Source organism: Bacillus sp. XB1 (assembly GCF_053557995.1).
Map to the genome: position 1 here is coordinate 166,345 of NZ_JBNRIL010000003.1, position 16,998 is coordinate 183,342.

At 38.2% G+C, this 16,998-nt stretch carries 19 protein-coding genes; 1 reads left to right on the forward strand and 18 read right to left on the reverse strand.

Annotated elements, in window-relative coordinates:
• Positions 1-2: 2 nt before the first annotated feature.
• From ACK1U5_RS22050 to nuoA, 3 genes are read right to left on the reverse strand one after another with little or no spacing between them, the layout of a single operon-like run.
• Positions 3-1,166, reverse strand: a complete 1,164-nt coding sequence (locus tag ACK1U5_RS22050; RefSeq protein WP_069604705.1) for an NADH-quinone oxidoreductase subunit C — start codon at positions 1,164-1,166, stop codon at positions 3-5.
• Positions 1,163-1,681, reverse strand: coding sequence for an NADH-quinone oxidoreductase subunit NuoB (gene nuoB, locus ACK1U5_RS22055; protein ID WP_000236331.1), 519 nt, complete (start codon positions 1,679-1,681; stop codon positions 1,163-1,165). The genes ACK1U5_RS22050 and nuoB overlap by 4 nt, the downstream gene beginning before the upstream one ends.
• The gene (gene nuoA, locus ACK1U5_RS22060) at positions 1,672-2,040 is read right to left on the reverse strand and encodes an NADH-quinone oxidoreductase subunit NuoA (RefSeq protein WP_000179273.1); all 369 of its coding nucleotides are present in this window, start codon (positions 2,038-2,040) and stop codon (positions 1,672-1,674) included. The genes nuoB and nuoA overlap by 10 nt, the downstream gene beginning before the upstream one ends.
• A 253-nt stretch (positions 2,041-2,293) precedes the next feature.
• On the opposite strand from nuoA, the gene ACK1U5_RS22065 reads away from it, so the two are divergent.
• Positions 2,294-5,023, forward strand: a complete 2,730-nt coding sequence (locus ACK1U5_RS22065; protein WP_000745004.1) for an EAL domain-containing protein — start codon at positions 2,294-2,296, stop codon at positions 5,021-5,023.
• A gap of 23 nt (positions 5,024-5,046) precedes the next feature.
• Here the strand turns inward: ACK1U5_RS22065 and ACK1U5_RS22070 are convergent, their stop codons facing one another.
• From ACK1U5_RS22070 to glyA, 15 genes are all read right to left on the reverse strand, one after another.
• Positions 5,047-5,691 (reverse strand): DUF975 family protein, encoded by a 645-nt coding sequence (locus tag ACK1U5_RS22070; protein WP_000622467.1) that lies wholly within the window; start codon positions 5,689-5,691, stop codon positions 5,047-5,049.
• Between the two features lie 49 nt (positions 5,692-5,740).
• Positions 5,741-6,526, reverse strand: a complete 786-nt coding sequence (locus tag ACK1U5_RS22075) for a DUF975 family protein (RefSeq protein WP_069604706.1) — start codon at positions 6,524-6,526, stop codon at positions 5,741-5,743.
• Positions 6,527-6,664: 138 nt separating this feature from the next.
• Complete coding sequence (atpC, locus tag ACK1U5_RS22080; protein WP_000847211.1) at positions 6,665-7,066, reverse strand: F0F1 ATP synthase subunit epsilon; 402 nt, start codon at positions 7,064-7,066, stop codon at positions 6,665-6,667.
• A gap of 20 nt (positions 7,067-7,086) precedes the next feature.
• Positions 7,087-8,493, reverse strand: a complete 1,407-nt coding sequence (gene atpD, locus ACK1U5_RS22085; RefSeq protein WP_001032593.1) for a F0F1 ATP synthase subunit beta — start codon at positions 8,491-8,493, stop codon at positions 7,087-7,089.
• Between the two features lie 119 nt (positions 8,494-8,612).
• The gene (gene atpG / locus ACK1U5_RS22090; protein ID WP_000157696.1) at positions 8,613-9,473 is read right to left on the reverse strand and encodes a F0F1 ATP synthase subunit gamma; all 861 of its coding nucleotides are present in this window, start codon (positions 9,471-9,473) and stop codon (positions 8,613-8,615) included.
• A gap of 414 nt (positions 9,474-9,887) precedes the next feature.
• Positions 9,888-11,396 carry a F0F1 ATP synthase subunit alpha gene (gene atpA / locus ACK1U5_RS22095; RefSeq protein ID WP_000027518.1) on the reverse strand — a complete coding sequence of 503 codons (1,509 nt, stop codon included), beginning with the start codon at positions 11,394-11,396 and terminating at the stop codon, positions 9,888-9,890.
• A gap of 11 nt (positions 11,397-11,407) precedes the next feature.
• On the reverse strand, positions 11,408-11,950 hold the full coding sequence (gene atpH / locus ACK1U5_RS22100) for a F0F1 ATP synthase subunit delta (protein WP_000064683.1): 543 nt from the start codon (positions 11,948-11,950) through the stop codon (positions 11,408-11,410).
• A complete protein-coding gene (gene atpF, locus ACK1U5_RS22105; RefSeq protein ID WP_001142618.1) occupies positions 11,947-12,453 on the reverse strand; it encodes a F0F1 ATP synthase subunit B in 507 nt (168 codons plus the stop codon). Before atpF ends, atpH begins: the two co-directional genes overlap by 4 nt.
• A 129-nt stretch (positions 12,454-12,582) precedes the next feature.
• Positions 12,583-12,801 (reverse strand): F0F1 ATP synthase subunit C, encoded by a 219-nt coding sequence (atpE, locus tag ACK1U5_RS22110; RefSeq protein ID WP_000052064.1) that lies wholly within the window; start codon positions 12,799-12,801, stop codon positions 12,583-12,585.
• Between the two features lie 56 nt (positions 12,802-12,857).
• On the reverse strand, positions 12,858-13,577 hold the full coding sequence (atpB, locus tag ACK1U5_RS22115) for a F0F1 ATP synthase subunit A (protein ID WP_000399870.1): 720 nt from the start codon (positions 13,575-13,577) through the stop codon (positions 12,858-12,860).
• Positions 13,578-13,584: 7 nt separating this feature from the next.
• Positions 13,585-13,977, reverse strand: coding sequence for an ATP synthase subunit I (locus ACK1U5_RS22120; protein WP_000567600.1), 393 nt, complete (start codon positions 13,975-13,977; stop codon positions 13,585-13,587).
• Positions 13,977-14,201 carry an AtpZ/AtpI family protein gene (locus tag ACK1U5_RS22125; RefSeq protein ID WP_001171223.1) on the reverse strand — a complete coding sequence of 75 codons (225 nt, stop codon included), beginning with the start codon at positions 14,199-14,201 and terminating at the stop codon, positions 13,977-13,979. Before ACK1U5_RS22125 ends, ACK1U5_RS22120 begins: the two co-directional genes overlap by 1 nt.
• A gap of 26 nt (positions 14,202-14,227) precedes the next feature.
• A complete protein-coding gene (locus ACK1U5_RS22130) occupies positions 14,228-14,341 on the reverse strand; it encodes a DUF4024 domain-containing protein (protein ID WP_000232962.1) in 114 nt (37 codons plus the stop codon).
• Between the two features lie 379 nt (positions 14,342-14,720).
• Positions 14,721-15,350 (reverse strand): uracil phosphoribosyltransferase, encoded by a 630-nt coding sequence (gene upp, locus ACK1U5_RS22135; RefSeq protein ID WP_000517539.1) that lies wholly within the window; start codon positions 15,348-15,350, stop codon positions 14,721-14,723.
• A 272-nt stretch (positions 15,351-15,622) separates the two neighbouring features.
• Entirely contained in the window at positions 15,623-16,864 is a 1,242-nt protein-coding gene (gene glyA / locus ACK1U5_RS22140) for a serine hydroxymethyltransferase (protein ID WP_000349809.1), read from the reverse strand.
• Positions 16,865-16,998: the final 134 nt, after the last annotated feature.

Below are 16,998 nucleotides of genomic sequence, written 5' to 3' on the forward strand. Positions count from 1 at the left end.
AGCTACACCTCCACATCATACGGTTCATAGTCTTTTCTAAGCGGATATCCTACCCAATCCTCTGGCATTAAAATACGTGTTAAATTCGAATGCCCTTTAAATATAATGCCGAGCAAATCGTATGCTTCTCGCTCCGGCCAGTCAGCCCCTTTCCAAAGCGCTGTCACAGATTCGACTTGCGGCGTTTCCCGGTCTACCTTTACCTTCACCGCTACCGATTGTTTCTTACTATATGAAAACAAATGAACATACACTTCCATATGTGTCACAAAATCCGTCGCATGTAGCTCTGACATATAATCAAAAGCAAGTCCCTCATGGAATCGCAGTGACTCCATCACTTCATAATATTTTTCGTGATCCACCACAAGAGTTGGCACATCCTTTGACAGTTTATTAATGTAGGAATCTACTAATGCACCCTCTCCTAAATTCTCCCTAATAGCCTCAACATACTGATTTAAATACGGCTGATTTACGGACAGTTCTTCCTGCTTCGGCTCATCCTCTCTCTTACCTTCAGCCCCCTTTGTCTTCGCTCTTGCAGCCGCTGCTGCTTTCGCTTTTGCCGCTGCAATTGCCTTTGCCTTTTCATCTCCCGAATCCCCATCACCTTGCGAGGCTTTCTGCTTCGCCAATGCTGCCGCTTTTGCCTTGGCAGCTGCCACCGCCTTCGCCTTGGCTTTCGCTTTTTCTTCTTCCGTTACTTCTTCTGTCCCTTCTCTTTTCTGCTTCGCTAACGCCGCCGCTTTTGCCTTGGCAGCTGCCGCTGCCTTCGCCTTGGCTTTCGCTTTTTCTTCTTCCGTTACTTCTTCGGTTCCTTCTCTTTTCTGCTTCGCTAATGCTGCCGCTTTTGCTTTTGCAGCTGCTGCCGCCTTCGCCTTGGCTTTCGCTTTTTCTTCTTCCGTTACTTCCTCGGTTCCTTCTCTTTTCTGCTCCGCTAACGCCGCCGCTTTTGCTTTTGCAGCTGCTGCTGCACGTCGTTTTGCTTCTTCTATAGTAATATCATCTTTTTTTGGTAGCGCTTTCTCTTTTTCTTGATCTTCTTCCTCAAGCTCACTTATTTCCGCCTCGTGTTTCGCTACAAGGCGTTTTCTCGCTTCTTCTTTTGCACGCCTAGCTGCTTCTTTTTTCAGCTCCTCTAAATCTTTATTTGGATTGCTCATTTATTCGTCACCTGCTTCCCGGTCTTTGCTTCGTAACGAATTTTTTCTTTTAATTTATTAATTCCATAAATTAAAGCAGCTGGATTTGGGGGACAACCAGGAATATACACATCAACTGGTACAATTTGGTCTACACCTTTCACAACAGCATATGAATTTACATACGGACCACCTGCTGTTGCACAAGATCCCATCGCAATAACCCATTTCGGTTCGGGCATTTGATCATATAAGCGCCGAACAATAGGAGCCATCTTCTTCGTTACCGTTCCCGATACAATCATGACGTCCGATTGCCTTGGTGAAGTCCGAAAAAATGACCCAAATCGATCTAAATCATAATGTGATGAGCCTACTCCCATCATTTCAATTGCACAGCACGCCAGTCCGAATGTCATCGGCCATAAAGAATTGCTCCTCGCCCATCCTTTCAACTGTTCCAATGTAGAAAAAAAGATATTTCGTTCTAATTCTGCTCGCTCATTTGGATGTAATTCCTCAAAATTTATAACCATTGTAACACCTTCTTTTTCCAAGCATACGCTAATCCAACTAGCAACATTACAACAAAGATGAGCATTTCAATTAATGCAAATAAACCTAGCTTGTCATACGCAACAGCCCAAGGATATAAAAATAAAGTTTCTACATCAAAGATCACAAACAATAAAGCGAAAATATAATAACGAGCATGAAACCGAATATTTGCATCATGAAAAGGCTCAATTCCACTCTCATACGTCGTCGCCTTTGCTGCACTTGGTTTATTTGGGCGCAGCATCCTTCCTAATGTAAGAGCCACTACCGGCAGCAATATACCTAATAGCAAGAAAATCAAAACGATCATATAACTATTTTCATATACACTTGCCATTGTGAAACCCTCCCCCCTAAATTAAGAACAAGTTCACATAGTAAACAATATGTCCTAGTTGCAGTAATTATTATTTTTAAATTTTTCTAAATAATGCAACTATTCTAACCATTATAGCAAACTTCAAATTCCTATGTCGATATGTTGGGAGGCAGAAACAAGAATTATTAAAATCTATCTTTACAACTTGCTATAATTGTGCAAAATAAATATAAACTTATATATGCTTTTCAAGAAACCGTAGGTGATATAAATGAAAAAACAAACACATGTAAGTATTCTTATAAGCATTGTATTGCTGTCTATAACGCTTCACTATGTAGCGATGCCTTTTCTATATGAATACTCATTTTCTTTTCAGCTATTAATCGGAACGAGTACCCTATTAATTGATATTATCGCTTGTAGTTATATACTTTATTTTTCAAACATGAAAGAAGGGCTATCTCGTTTATTTTGGATCATATTATCTGTTGGAGCTCTCTCTTATTTTATCGGTGATATAGTCGTTGCCTATCAGCGTTTAATTGTAAAGGACTTCTATACGTTCGTTGATCCATCTGACTTTTTTTACTTACTTTTTTTAGTTAGCTTTACGTTTGCCTTTCTATACGAAATCATTTATAACCGAGATTTATTAGAAAAACTTTTTATGCTATGCGATATTTGTATTATCGTTACAGCCCAATTTACTTTAAGTTACTACTTACTTATTGAACGAACTATTCATATCTTTACAACATCCTATATCGACATATTTGTTCAACTTACCTATCCAATGGCTGATTTACTCTTTCTCTTAATAGGAATCAACCTTTTATTCAAACCACTATCCTTATTACCTAAAAAGGTCGGTGCACTTCTTGGCAGTGCTTTAATTTTATATGCTACTACAGATGCGATTTATGCGTATATAAAATACTTCATACCAGAGTATTCTATGTTTACAGTTACTCCTTTCTATCAAGTAACCTTAGTACTAGTAGCAATCGCCTGTATTCTCCATACAAAAAAGCCTGAAAAACAAGAACAAGTACTACTAACACCTAAAATTGGTGAATCAATCCGATTATCATTACCGTATATTTCGGTAGTAATGCTTATTGTTTTTATATTAGTTGAATACGTTTTTGCGCCTATTATAGTAATCGGACTTATAATAACTTTCTCTTTCGTTCTCATACGTCATAGCTTAGTTCGAAAACAAAATAAAATATTATTGTTTGCTCAAATGCAATTCAACTCAGAACTCGAGAAACAAATTAAACTACGTACAGAAGATTTAGTAGAACAGAAAAATGAACTCTATCATAATCAACAAATGTTTAAATCTTTATACGAGCATCATCCAGATCCAATCTTCACATTAGATTTGTACGGTAATTTTCTCAAAGTAAATAACGCTGGCACTACTTTACTCGGTTATCAAACGAATGAATTATTAAACCAGCCTTACTATTCACTCATATACGAAGAAGATTTAGAAGAAATGATTAACGCCTTTCATCGCGTGAAAAAGGGGTATTCTATCTCTTTAGAAATACGGGCTTACCATAAAAGCAGAGATATTTACTACTTGCACGTTACCGCCGTACCGATCTTTTTAAAGGAGAAAATTTCTGGGGTTTATTTAATGATTAAAGATATTACAGAAAGCAAACAACAACAAGAACAAATTAATTTCCTAGCATACCATGATACTTTAACAGAGCTTGCAAATCGACGTGCATTTCATCAACATTTAGAACAGGCAATTGCGCGAGCAAAAATATCGAAAAAGCCTTTTGCTGTTATGTTTCTCGACCTAGACCGTTTTAAAGTTATTAATGATACCCTCGGTCATCGAGTAGGAGACCTATTGCTCATCGCAGTAGCAAAAAGGCTCGAAAGAATAGCAACATCAAATATGAAACTCGCGCGGCTAGCTGGGGATGAGTTCACAATCCTTATCGAGAATTACAAAAAAAAGCCAGATGTCCAAAAAATAGCTGATAGGATTGTAACGGCCATGAATGAGCCATTTGAAATCGAAAATCAACATTTACAAATCTCACCGAGCATCGGAATTGCAATATATCCTGAAGCAGGTGAAGATGCGCTATCCATTTTGCAGCATGCTGATATGGCCATGTACGAAGCAAAGAATAAAGGAAAAAACGGTAGCTCTCTTTACACGAAAGAACTATATAAAAAAATGGAACGAAAAGCTCGAATTGAAAAAGATTTGCCAATCGCTTTAGTAAACAAAGAATTTTATCTCGTTTATCAACCACAAATTGATACGACAACAAATAAAATTATCGGTGCTGAAGCTTTAATACGTTGGAAACACCCACTATTAGGTGACATTTCACCATGTGAGTTTATTCCAATTGTAGAAGAGACGCCACAAGTAGTCCCACTTGGACATTGGGTATTACAAGAAGCTTGTCTCCAATTAAAAATATGGCATACCTTTGGCTACCAAAATTTAAAAATAAGTGTTAATCTATCCGCAAAAGAGTTCCGGCAAGATCAATTAATTGAAAGCATTTCACAAATATTAAACGACGTGCAAGTCGATCCAAAATATGTAACACTTGAGTTAACAGAAAGAATTGCAATGGTTGACGAGAAAGAAACGTTATTAAGACTGAAGCAATTAAAAGAATACGGTATCCAAACTTCCATTGATGACTTCGGTACTGGATACTCTTCTCTTGCTTATTTATCAATTTTTCCAATCGACACATTAAAAGTACCGAGAGAATTTACACAATTAGCTGATCATCGTCCTGAAGAACGAGCCATCGTTTCTACAATACTTTCCCTCGCGAATACTTTAAATCTTTCAGTCGTCGCCGAAGGAATTGAAACCGAAAAACAACTTAAGTTTCTGCAAAAACATAACTGTAAATATATGCAAGGTTACTATTTCAGTAAACCACTTACTAGCAATCAGTTTATAAAGTTTCTACAAAAAACCCCCAGTATGAACAAATAATTCATACCGGGGGTTTTTTAGTGCTAAATATTTTTCTCATAATATTCTTCTGCAATCTCTTCGTAAAAAGCTGCAGATGTCGTATAGAAATATGGAATTAACCATAAGAATCCAATCCCTAACGTAATACAACTTAATATAAACCAGCCAATAAAACTTAAACATAAAATGAAATACTCCATCTTATGTCCATCCATCATACGACGACTTTCTGTAATAGCTTGGTTCAGTGAATACTCAGGATGATCGTTTATAATAAAGTATGTCATCGCATAAGAAAATGATTTAATAATACCTGGAATAATGAACAATAACGTCCATAAGAAAAGATAAAGATTTACTAATAAATATAATAAAAATGATTTTAGAAATCTCTTTCCCTCTGAAAACCAAATGAATACATTACCAATACTAGCTTGCTTTTCACGAAGGATATTTAAACCAAGGTAATATCCACCTAAAGTTAACGGTCCAGTAACAAAAAATGTAAGAATATTCGTTGAAAGTGAACCATTTGTTTTTTGCCAACCGAAAATCAAAGAAAATCCCCAATCAACACTAAAACTAAAAGCCGTGATAAGAATTGAAATGAGTAGTGTAGCTCCAACAGCTAATCCCCATTTTCCTTCTAATGAATCTAGTGCTTCTCCTTTTAAATCACTAATCATGCGTAGCCTCGCCTCCTATACACAATAATTCTATTAGTATAGCATGTTCCTATTGAAATTCACCTTTTGAAATATAGCGATAAAAGTGTGCTGTCGTCGTACTCATATACGGACTAAGCCAAAGAAGTCCTATTCCAAAAGTAAGAAGCGCTAAAATAGCCCATCCTATGAAGCTCAGCCATAAAAGAAACAAATCTAACTTATGACCCTTCATAAGATTCTTACTTTCCTTCATCGCCTGCGAAACACTATATTCTGGATTTTCAATCATCACATAGTACGTCAGTGCATAAGAAAAATACATCACAATCATACCAACGATTGAAATAGCTAGTAGTACACAGATAGCAATAGCAAACGACGCATTTCCTTCTTCACCAAAAAATGCAAATAAGGCTACTAACAATATCGGAATCCATGTACCTGTATATAATAAAATTGCAAGCATTGCCCATATTGTTTTCATCATTCTTTTAAAGCCACGAAATCCTTCGAATAAGTAATCTACTTTAGCATCTTCTCGTTTACTAATCTGTAAAAATACATTTGTATAACCGTATGATGTAATCCCATAGGATGCACTACTCAAAATTATCATAATGCAATAAAAAATCCCGAATGTAACACTTGCTCCATTTGATATTGTTTGCCCTTCAAGTGAACCTACTAAACCAGCAAATAAGAGAAATATAATAATTCCTGGAATTAATAGTATAAGCATTGCAGCCATCGAAACAACATAACTTAAAATAAAATATAAAATTGTTGATCCAACACCTAGTCCCCATTTTCCCTTTAAAGAGTACAATGCTTCTCGCTTCATTTCACCAATCATTGATTCATCCCCTTTATGAAATATAAATTGTTGTACACTTCTACTTATACAAGCATCAATATAATTATACCAGTTTTGTAAAATTATCCATAAAATACACAAAAAAAATCCGTAAAGGCAAAGCCCTTACGGATTTTTTCACTTCATATCGGAAACGTTTAAACGGTTCACGGCACGTTGTAATGCCATTTCTGCACGTTTAAAGTCAACATGTGCTTGTTTATCTTGCAGACGTTGCTCAGCGCGACGCTTCGCTTCATTTGCGCGATGGATATCGATATGGTTTGCTTCTTCAGCAGATGATGATAATACAGTCACTTTATCTGGACGAACTTCGATAAAGCCACCGCTTACTGCTACATAATCAGTGTGTCCACCATTTTTCAGACGAACTGCACTAATTTTTAATGGTGCAACAGTTGGAATGTGACCTGGTAAGATCCCCATTTCCCCACTCTCTGCTTTTACACTTACCATTTCTACTTCTTTTTCGTAAACCGGTCCATCAGGAGTTACAATACTGACTGGAAATGTCTTCATACTTCGTCCCTCCTAAGGCCTTACGCCATCATTTTCTTCGCGTTTTCAATAACTTCTTCAATGCCACCTACTAAGCGGAATGCATCTTCTGGAAGGTCATCATATTTTCCTTCTAGAATTTCTTTGAAACCACTAACTGTATTCTTTACAGGTACGTAAGAACCTTTTTGACCTGTAAACTGCTCAGCTACGTGGAAGTTTTGAGATAAGAAGAATTGAATACGACGAGCACGATGTACAACTAACTTATCTTCTTCAGATAACTCATCCATACCTAAGATAGCGATGATATCTTGAAGCTCTTTATAACGTTGTAAAGTTTGCTGTACTTGACGAGCTACTTCATAATGTTCTTCTCCTACGATTTCTGGAGAAAGTGCACGAGATGTAGATGCTAATGGATCTACGGCTGGGTAAATACCCATTTGCGTTAAACGACGCTCTAAGTTTGTTGTTGCATCTAAGTGAGCGAACGTTGTAGCTGGTGCTGGGTCAGTATAGTCATCGGCTGGTACATATACCGCTTGGATAGACGTGATAGACCCTTTATTTGTAGATGTAATACGCTCTTGTAATTGACCCATTTCTGTTGCAAGTGTTGGTTGGTAACCTACCGCAGATGGCATACGACCAAGAAGGGCAGATACTTCAGAACCCGCTTGCGTGAAACGGAAGATGTTATCGATGAACAGAAGTACGTCTTGTCCTTGCTCATCACGGAAATGCTCAGCCATTGTTAAACCTGTTAATGCAACACGTTGACGTGCTCCAGGTGGCTCGTTCATTTGTCCGAATACCATCGCAGTTTTCTTGATTACGCCAGAATCGCTCATTTCGTGGTATAAGTCATTACCCTCACGAGTACGCTCACCTACACCAGCGAATACAGAGATACCACCGTGCTCTTGTGCGATGTTGTTAATTAATTCCTGAATTAATACTGTTTTACCTACGCCGGCACCACCGAATAGGCCGATCTTACCACCCTTAATGTAAGGAGCAAGTAAGTCTACTACTTTAATACCAGTTTCAAGAATTTCTACTTTAGTAGATAATTCTTCGAATGCAGGTGCTTGACGGTGAATTGGATCACGATGTACATCTGCAGGAACCTCACCATCTAAGTCAATTGCATCACCTAATACGTTAAATACGCGACCAAGTGTTACATCACCAACTGGTACAGAGATTGGTTTACCAGTATCTTCTACTTCTGTGCCACGAACAAGTCCATCTGTGGAAGACATTGCAACTGTACGAACTGTATCATCACCTAAATGAAGTGCAACTTCAAATGTTAAGTTAATACTTCCGTTTTCGTTGCTTTGTTTTACCGTAAGGGCGTTGTAGATTTCTGGTAGCTTTCCGCCATCAAACTTAACGTCTACAACCGGACCCATGATTTGCGTAACGCGCCCTTTATTCATCGGGTTCCCTCCTAGCTTTCTTTTAATTAGCCAACTTTCTACGAGCAGCTAGCTTTTAATTTTTTATTGGTTTATAGCTTACGCGACTCTTTTGACAGAGCCGCTTCCGCCTTTTAATACTATTCTAACGCTGCTGCTCCACCAACGATTTCCGTAATTTCTTGCGTAATCGCTGCCTGACGCGCACGGTTGAATGAAAGTGTAAGTGAATCGATAACTTCCATTGCGTTGTCTGTAGCACTCTTCATTGCTGTCATACGCGCTGCGTGTTCACTTGCTTTACCGTCTAGTAATGCACCGTACACTAAGCTTTCTGCGTATTGTGGCAATAGTACTTTTAAAATTTCTTCTTCAGAAGGTTCGAATTCATAAGCTGTCGTCGGTTTGTCAGACGCCACATCAGTAAGCGGTAAAATTTTATTTTCCGTTACCTCTTGTGAAATTTTACTTACGTAATGGTTGTAGTAGATGTACAGCTCATCATAAGCACCATCTGCAAACATCGCAATTGCTCGAGAAGCAAGGTCTTTAATATCAGTAAATGATGGGTGGTCAGATAATCCAACTACTTCATCAATAATGTTAAAGCCGCGACGTTTTAAATAATCACGTCCTAGTCGTCCAAGCACAATAATAGAATATTGGTTTGAATCCATATTATGACGTTCACGAATTACGTTACTTACTGTACGTAATACGTTACTGTTATAACCACCTGCTAGTCCGCGATCAGACGTAATAACGATGTATCCTGTACGCTTTACAGGACGCGCATTTAGCATTGGATGATTAATCCCTTTGCTTCCTTGCGCAATGCTCGCTACTACTTCTTGAATCTTTTCCATATACGGAACGAAAGATTTAGCATTTTGCTCTGCACGGTTTAACTTAGATGCAGATACCATCTCCATCGCTTTCGTAATTTGACTCGTTTTCTTTGTCGAGTTAATCTTCGCTTTTATATCGCGTAAAGATGCCACAGGTTTTCACCACCTTTTTTCCGGAAGTTGGCACGATTAGTAAGAATCCTCTTCCTAATCTACGTTGCAAGATATTCTTGCTCATGATTGAAGGAAAAGAATAGGTGCACCTACTCTTTTCCTTTACATGACCTTTAGCAATCTCAGAGCCCGAGATGCCTTTTATATATACTATCTAGCTCCAGCGGCTTGAATGCTCGGTGGCTTCACTTCTTCCTACGAGGCAAACACCGCCTCTTCGTCAGAAGCTCCATCCCCCTCACATTCACAACGAGCCGCTTCCGCTTTTATTAATCTAGTTCCGCCTCCTAGCCCCTTTCGTCTAAGAACCTTCCCCACAAGAAGGTAAAAAGCACCTTCTGTGAGAAAGAACCTTAGCCGATGGGGCTGAACAGTCGGCTTCACTTTTTATTATTATTCAGAAGCTACAAATACTTTTTTAAATCCATTGATTGCTGCTGCAAATTTGTCGTCATCCGCAAGTTTCTTAGTTGTGCGGATTTCTTCTAATAAGTCAGTCGCATTAGAATCTAACCAAGCATGGAATTCTTCTTCAAAACGAGTGATATCTACTACTGGGATATCATCTAGGAATCCACGTGTTAAAGCGTAAAGAATGATAACTTGTTTCTCTACACGTAATGGTTTGTGTAATCCTTGTTTTAATACCTCAACAGTACGAGCACCACGGTTTAATTTCGCTTGAGTTGCTTTATCAAGGTCAGAACCGAACTGAGCGAACGCTTCTAACTCACGGTAAGATGCAAGGTCAAGACGAAGTGTACCTGATACTTTACTCATTGCTTTAATCTGAGCAGATCCACCTACACGAGATACAGAAGTACCCGCATCGATCGCTGGACGTACGCCAGAGAAGAATAGGTCAGATTGTAAGAAGATTTGTCCATCCGTAATAGAAATTACGTTTGTTGGGATGTATGCTGATACGTCCCCTGCTTGTGTTTCGATGAAAGGTAGTGCAGTTAAAGAACCGCCGCCTTTTGCATCACTTAATTTTGCTGCACGCTCTAATAAGCGAGAATGTAAGTAGAATACATCCCCTGGGTAAGCTTCACGACCTGGAGGACGACGTAATAGTAATGACAGCTCACGGTAAGCCGCTGCTTGTTTTGATAAGTCATCATATACTACTAATACGTGTTTACCATTGTACATGAACTCTTCACCCATTGTTACACCAGCGTAAGGAGCTAGGTATAATAATGGAGCTGGTTGAGAAGCAGATGCAGTTACAACGATTGTGTACTCTAATGCACCGTGCTTACGTAGTGTTTCTACTACGTTACGTACAGTTGATTCTTTTTGTCCAATTGCTACGTAGATACAAATCATATCTTCATCTTTTTGGTTAATGATTGTATCAAGTGCAACTGCTGTTTTACCAGTTTGACGGTCACCAATGATTAACTCACGTTGACCACGGCCAATTGGTACAAGAGCATCGATCGCTTTAATACCTGTTTGAAGTGGCTCATGAACAGATTTACGATCCATTACACCTGGTGCTGGACTTTCAATTGGACGAGTGTTTGTTGTATTGATTGGGCCTAAACCATCAACTGGTTGACCTAATGGGTTTACAACACGACCAATTAGTTCTTTTCCTACCGGTACTTGCATGATGCGACCAGTACGACGAACTTCGTCACCTTCACGAATTTCTGTGTAAGGTCCTAAAATGATAATACCTACGTTATTTTCCTCTAAGTTTTGTGCTAGTCCCATAACGCCGTTAGAGAACTCTACAAGTTCACCAGCCATAACGTTATCAAGACCATGAGCACGCGCGATACCGTCACCAACTTGGATAACTGTACCAACATCACTAACTTCGATTTCAGACTGATAGTTCTCGATTTGTTGCTTTATCAGTGCGCTAATTTCTTCAGCTCTGATGCTCATGTGCTTCACCCCTATCTATTCTTCATTAATTCACGCTGAATACGTGCTAATTTTCCTTGTAAACTTCCGTCATAAATGCGATTTCCAATACGTACTTTAATTCCGCCTAGTAAATCTTCATCTACAACATTTTTCACGCGAATTGCATCTTTTCCTGTTCTCTTCGCAAATGCTTCTGCAATGTTAAGCTTCTCTTCTTCTGATAGAAGACGAGTAGAATATACAGTTGCGTCCGCTACGTTACGTTCTTCATTAGCAAGAACAACATATTCATCTGCAATTTCAGGTAAGATATCAATGCGTTTGTTATCAATTAAAATATATAACGTATTTAAAATAGATTCAGAAACAGATCCGAATACGTTTGCAAGAAACGTTTTCTTTTGTTCCTTTGAAATGTTCGGTTGCGTTAAAAAGCTATGTAGTTCTCCGTTCTTTACATAAACGTTTTGTACAAGGCGTAATTCCTCTTCAAACATTTCTAATACGTGTTTTTCTTTAGCAATTTTAAAAAGAGCGACAGCATAACGTTTTGCTACAATCCCATTGCTCATCGCGCTTCTCCTACTTCTTTAATATAATCGCGAATTAACTTCACTTGATCTTCTTCTTTTAATTCTTTTTCAATTACTTTAGAAGCAATTTGAACAGATAAAGAAGCAACTTGTTCTTGTAAAGCAGCAATTGCTTGCTCTTTTTCGCGTTGAATTTCTTGTACAGCAGATGCTTTAATTGATTCTGCTTCTTCTTTCGCAGCAGCAACAATAACATCTTTTTGATCTACAGCTTGCTTTTTCGCTCTTTCGATTAACTCTTGTGCTTCAACACGTGATTGTTTTAACATTTCACGTTGTTCTTCTACTAACTTCTTCGCCTCAGCATTACTTCTTTCTGCAGCGTCGATTTCATTAGTAACATGCTCTTCACGTTCTTTCATAATTCCCATTAAAGGACCCCACGCAAATTTGCGTAGCATTACTAATAGAAGTAAGAAAATGAACAATGTATAAGCAATCGTTCCAAATGGAATGGCAGCACCTAATAATAAAGTTGGCACAAGGATTCACTCCCTTCAAAATATCTAAATTGATCATATGAAAAAAAAAGACATACGTTTCATTCATAAAGCAATGGCGAAGAAAGTTCGGAAAAACACTCTTCGCCATCTATGTAAGGGGAGTCTCCCTTATTTGTTCATTACGATGAAAGCAATAACTACACCGATGATTGGAAGTGCCTCAACTAAAGCAACCCCGATGAACATAATTGTTTGAAGTGCGCCTTTTAGTTCTGGTTGACGAGCAACACCTTCGATTGTACGTGATACGATAAGACCGTTACCAATACCTGCACCTAATGCTGATAAACCAATTGCAATTGCAGCTGCGATTACACCTAAACTCATTTAATTTGTCCTCCTTTGTATTATAAAAAAATAAATTTTTTCTTACTTAAATTATATTAATGGTCATGGCTTACTTTATGAGCCATATAAACCATCGTTAACATAACGAAAATAAATGCTTGGATTGAACCAACGAATACACTGAATCCCATCCACGCTAACATAGGTACAAGTGCACCTAATGCGCCAAGGAATGATGCTCCGCCCAACTTAGCAAGTAATCCTAATAAGATCTCACCTGCATAAATGTTACCAAATAAACGAAGACCTAACGTTAATGTGTTAGCAAACTCCTCAATAACCTTTAATGGGAATAAGAATTTCATAGGTTGGAAATAACCTTTTACGTACTCTTTCGTACCCTTCATCTTAATTCCATAATAATGGGTGAGGGTAACTACCATCACGGCTAATGTTAATGTAACTGCTGGATCAGACGTTGGTGATCTCCACCATGCAATATGTTCGCCAGCTTCAGTTGCTGAATACATGAATGGTAAACCAAGGAAGTTCGATACGATGATAAACATGATAAGCGTAACGCCAAGCGTTAAGAAACGTCCACCTGTTTTCCAGTCCATCGTACTATTGATAATCCCTTTCACGAAGTCAAACACCCATTCCATGAAGTTTTGCATCCCGGTTGGGCGAAGAGCTAAGCTGCGAGTTCCGATAACAGCGATTAAGAAAACAATAACTGCTGCTACAGTAACCATCATAACTGATGACAAATCGAACGTTAAACCTAGAAATTCAACTAATTTACCGTGTTCCACTAGTAATTCACCTCTCTTCCCTGCTCTTATACTCTAAATAAAGAAAATCTATGATCATGACAAGGTATCCTGTCAGCAATCCTACACCTAGGCCCCACATCGCGATTAACTCTTGATATTTGGCTGCAAATAAAATTAATAACCCAATCGTGGCGAATCTTGAATATGTACTTACCGCTGTTGCCTTGAACTTCACGTTTTCTCCATTTGTTACGCGATCTAGCAGCTTGTCTGTTCTACGTGCAATGATGCGCAAACTAAGAAAACTGAAAATCGTCCCGATAATCAGTCCAAGAAATACATCCTTGTAAGAGGTAAATCCCCATCCTAGCACTAGAAGCGCAAGCAAGTAGTACATATATTTCTTTTGTCTTTGGACAAGTCCATGTACGTCTATCATCATTGCTCTCCCGAATAGTAATGTCGAATGAGTCGAATCATTGCGTATACCCCTGTTCCTAGTCCGAGTAATAACCCTATAATAAGAAACAACGGAAACGTTCCAACCTTATTATCAATCCACTGCCCACCAAAGATTCCAACAAGAATAGAACCGACTAATTGAGCAAGAATACCTGACATTAAAGCATAAGCTTTTATATGGCTGCGATCGTTTTTTTGCAAGGATTCATCCCTCCAATATGTAACCCTCATTCACGATGTGTTAATAATAACTCATTTTTTTGCATAAATCCTATACAAAACAAAAAGTTTACATTTTCGTCACGGAATAGATGTAATTTTGTCACTGAAAGCCCTACCATCTATCCCCGTTGTTAGCATACAATAGGGTATTAACAGTGTCAACGAGAAATCGTAAAAAATCTAAAAATTTGAGTATTAGGCATTTCCTCCCAAAAATGAAAACGTTCCCCTTCTAAATACTGGTTACATATATGCAATTTCTAACAGTTTTCTCTTTATAATAGAAGGAAATGTTCACAAGTTTGTCACTATTATATTTTCGAGATATAACGCTTTTCTTCCATAATATAGTGTTCCTCAGACGTAAGACTTCTATATTATATGTGAGGTGTATGCAACTTATGTTGTATATACGATGTATATTTATCCTCTCCCCCTCCCCTACTTGCTTACAACAAAAAAGACGAGCTGGGGAATCTCCCCTGCTCGTCAGTTGTCTTACTTCGTTCCGAATAAACGGTCACCAGCATCACCAAGACCTGGTACTACATATCCGTGGTCATTTAATTTCTCATCTAATGCTGCTACATAAATATCAACATCAGGATGTTCTTCTTGTACTACTTTTACCCCTTCTGGAGCTGCAACGATACACATTAATTTAATTTGTTTCGCACCGCGCTTTTTCAGAGAGTTAATTGCTTCAGCCGCAGAACCACCTGTTGCTAGCATCGGATCTAGTACGATAAAGTCACGCTCTTCTACATCCGTTGGAAGTTTCACATAGTATTCTACCGGTTGCAATGTTTTAGGGTCACGGTATAAACCAACGTGTCCTACTTTTGCTGCTGGAATTAATTTCAGAATCCCATCAACCATTCCTAAACCTGCACGTAAAATCGGAATTAAACCAAGTTTTTTACCAGCGATCACTTTTGTTGTCGCTTTGCTTACAGGTGTTTCAATTTCAATGTCCTTAAGTGGAAGGTCGCGAGTAATTTCGAAAGCCATTAAACTTGCTACTTCGTCCACTAATTCACGAAAATCTTTCGTACCTGTATTCTTATCGCGAATATATGTAATCTTATGTTGAATTAACGGGTGATCAAATACATACAGTTTTCCCATGTGAATCTCTCCTTTAGATGATATTCATGCGTTTGCACGCTTTTTTACACTATTTACGATTGTAAAGAAAACGCTACTAATATTCAAGGGCAAATTTGGCAAAATCATGATTTTACGATGAATCTATCTAGTATCTTTACCAATTATGGGAGCTGTATCCTTCATTATATCGCCAAAATTTATTCATCATTTGTATACATACTTTAAAAATAATATATGTCCACAAAAAAGACCGCCAAAACAATTAAGTCTCGGCAGTCTTCTTCAATCTATTATAGATTTGGATACATTGTGAATTTGCTAGTTAACGCTTCTACACGCTTACGTACTTCTTCTAATGCAACTTCATTTTCATGATTTTTTAATGTATAAGCAATAAGTGACGCAATTTCATCCATTTCTTCTAAACCGAAACCACGAGATGTTACAGCTGCTGTACCGATACGTACACCACTTGTTACAAATGGGCTTGCTGTTTCAAATGGAATTGTATTTTTGTTCACTGTAATACCAACTTCATCTAATACGTGCTCTGCTACTTTACCTGTGATTTCTAAGTTACGAACATCAATCAAGATTAAGTGATTGTCTGTTCCGCCAGAAACAAGTGTAAGTCCTTCTTTTTGAAGACCTTCAGCTAAGCGGTTCGCATTGTTAATGATATTTTGTGCATATGTTTTGAAATCATCTTGAAGTGCTTCACCAAATGCAACAGCTTTTGCAGCGATTACGTGCATAAGTGGACCACCTTGAATACCAGGGAAGATTGATTTATCAATTTGTTTTGCAAATTGCTCTTCACATAAAATCATACCACCACGCGGACCACGTAACGTTTTATGTGTTGTCGTTGTAACGAAATGTGCATGTGGTACTGGATTTGGGTGTAAACCAGCAGCTACTAAACCAGCGATATGTGCCATATCAACCATTAAATAAGCGCCCACTTCATCTGCAATCTCACGGAATCGCTTGAAATCGATAACACGAGGGTATGCACTTGCACCTGCAACGATTAATTTTGGTTTATGTTCTTTCGCTTTTGCTAATACATCATCGTAATTAATACGGTGAGAGTCAGCATCCACGCCATATTCTACGAAATTATATTGTACTCCACTGAAGTTAACAGGGCTTCCGTGTGTTAAGTGACCACCATGAGATAAGTTCATACCAAGTACTGTATCGCCTTGCTCTAAAATCGTGAAGTATACTGCCATGTTCGCTTGTGCACCAGAGTGTGGTTGAACATTTACGTGCTCTGCGCCGAAAATTTCTTTCACGCGATCACGTGCGATATCTTCTACTACGTCTACGTGTTCACAGCCACCATAGTAACGTTTTCCAGGATATCCTTCAGCATACTTATTCGTTAAAACAGAACCTTGTGCCTCCATTACTGCTTCACTTACGAAGTTTTCCGAAGCAATTAACTCAATCTTTGAACGCTGTCTTCCTAGTTCTGCCTCAATTGCAGCAAATACCTTTTCATCTTGACGTTTTAAATGATCCACCAAAATCCCCCTTTTCTGAACGAATTACATCGATTCCCAACAGTTTTTTCTTATTTATTCAGAAAAAACGAAAATTCAGGTTGTAATTCTTTCGAACCTTCATGTTTTCAACTACATTCTAACATGACTTTCTA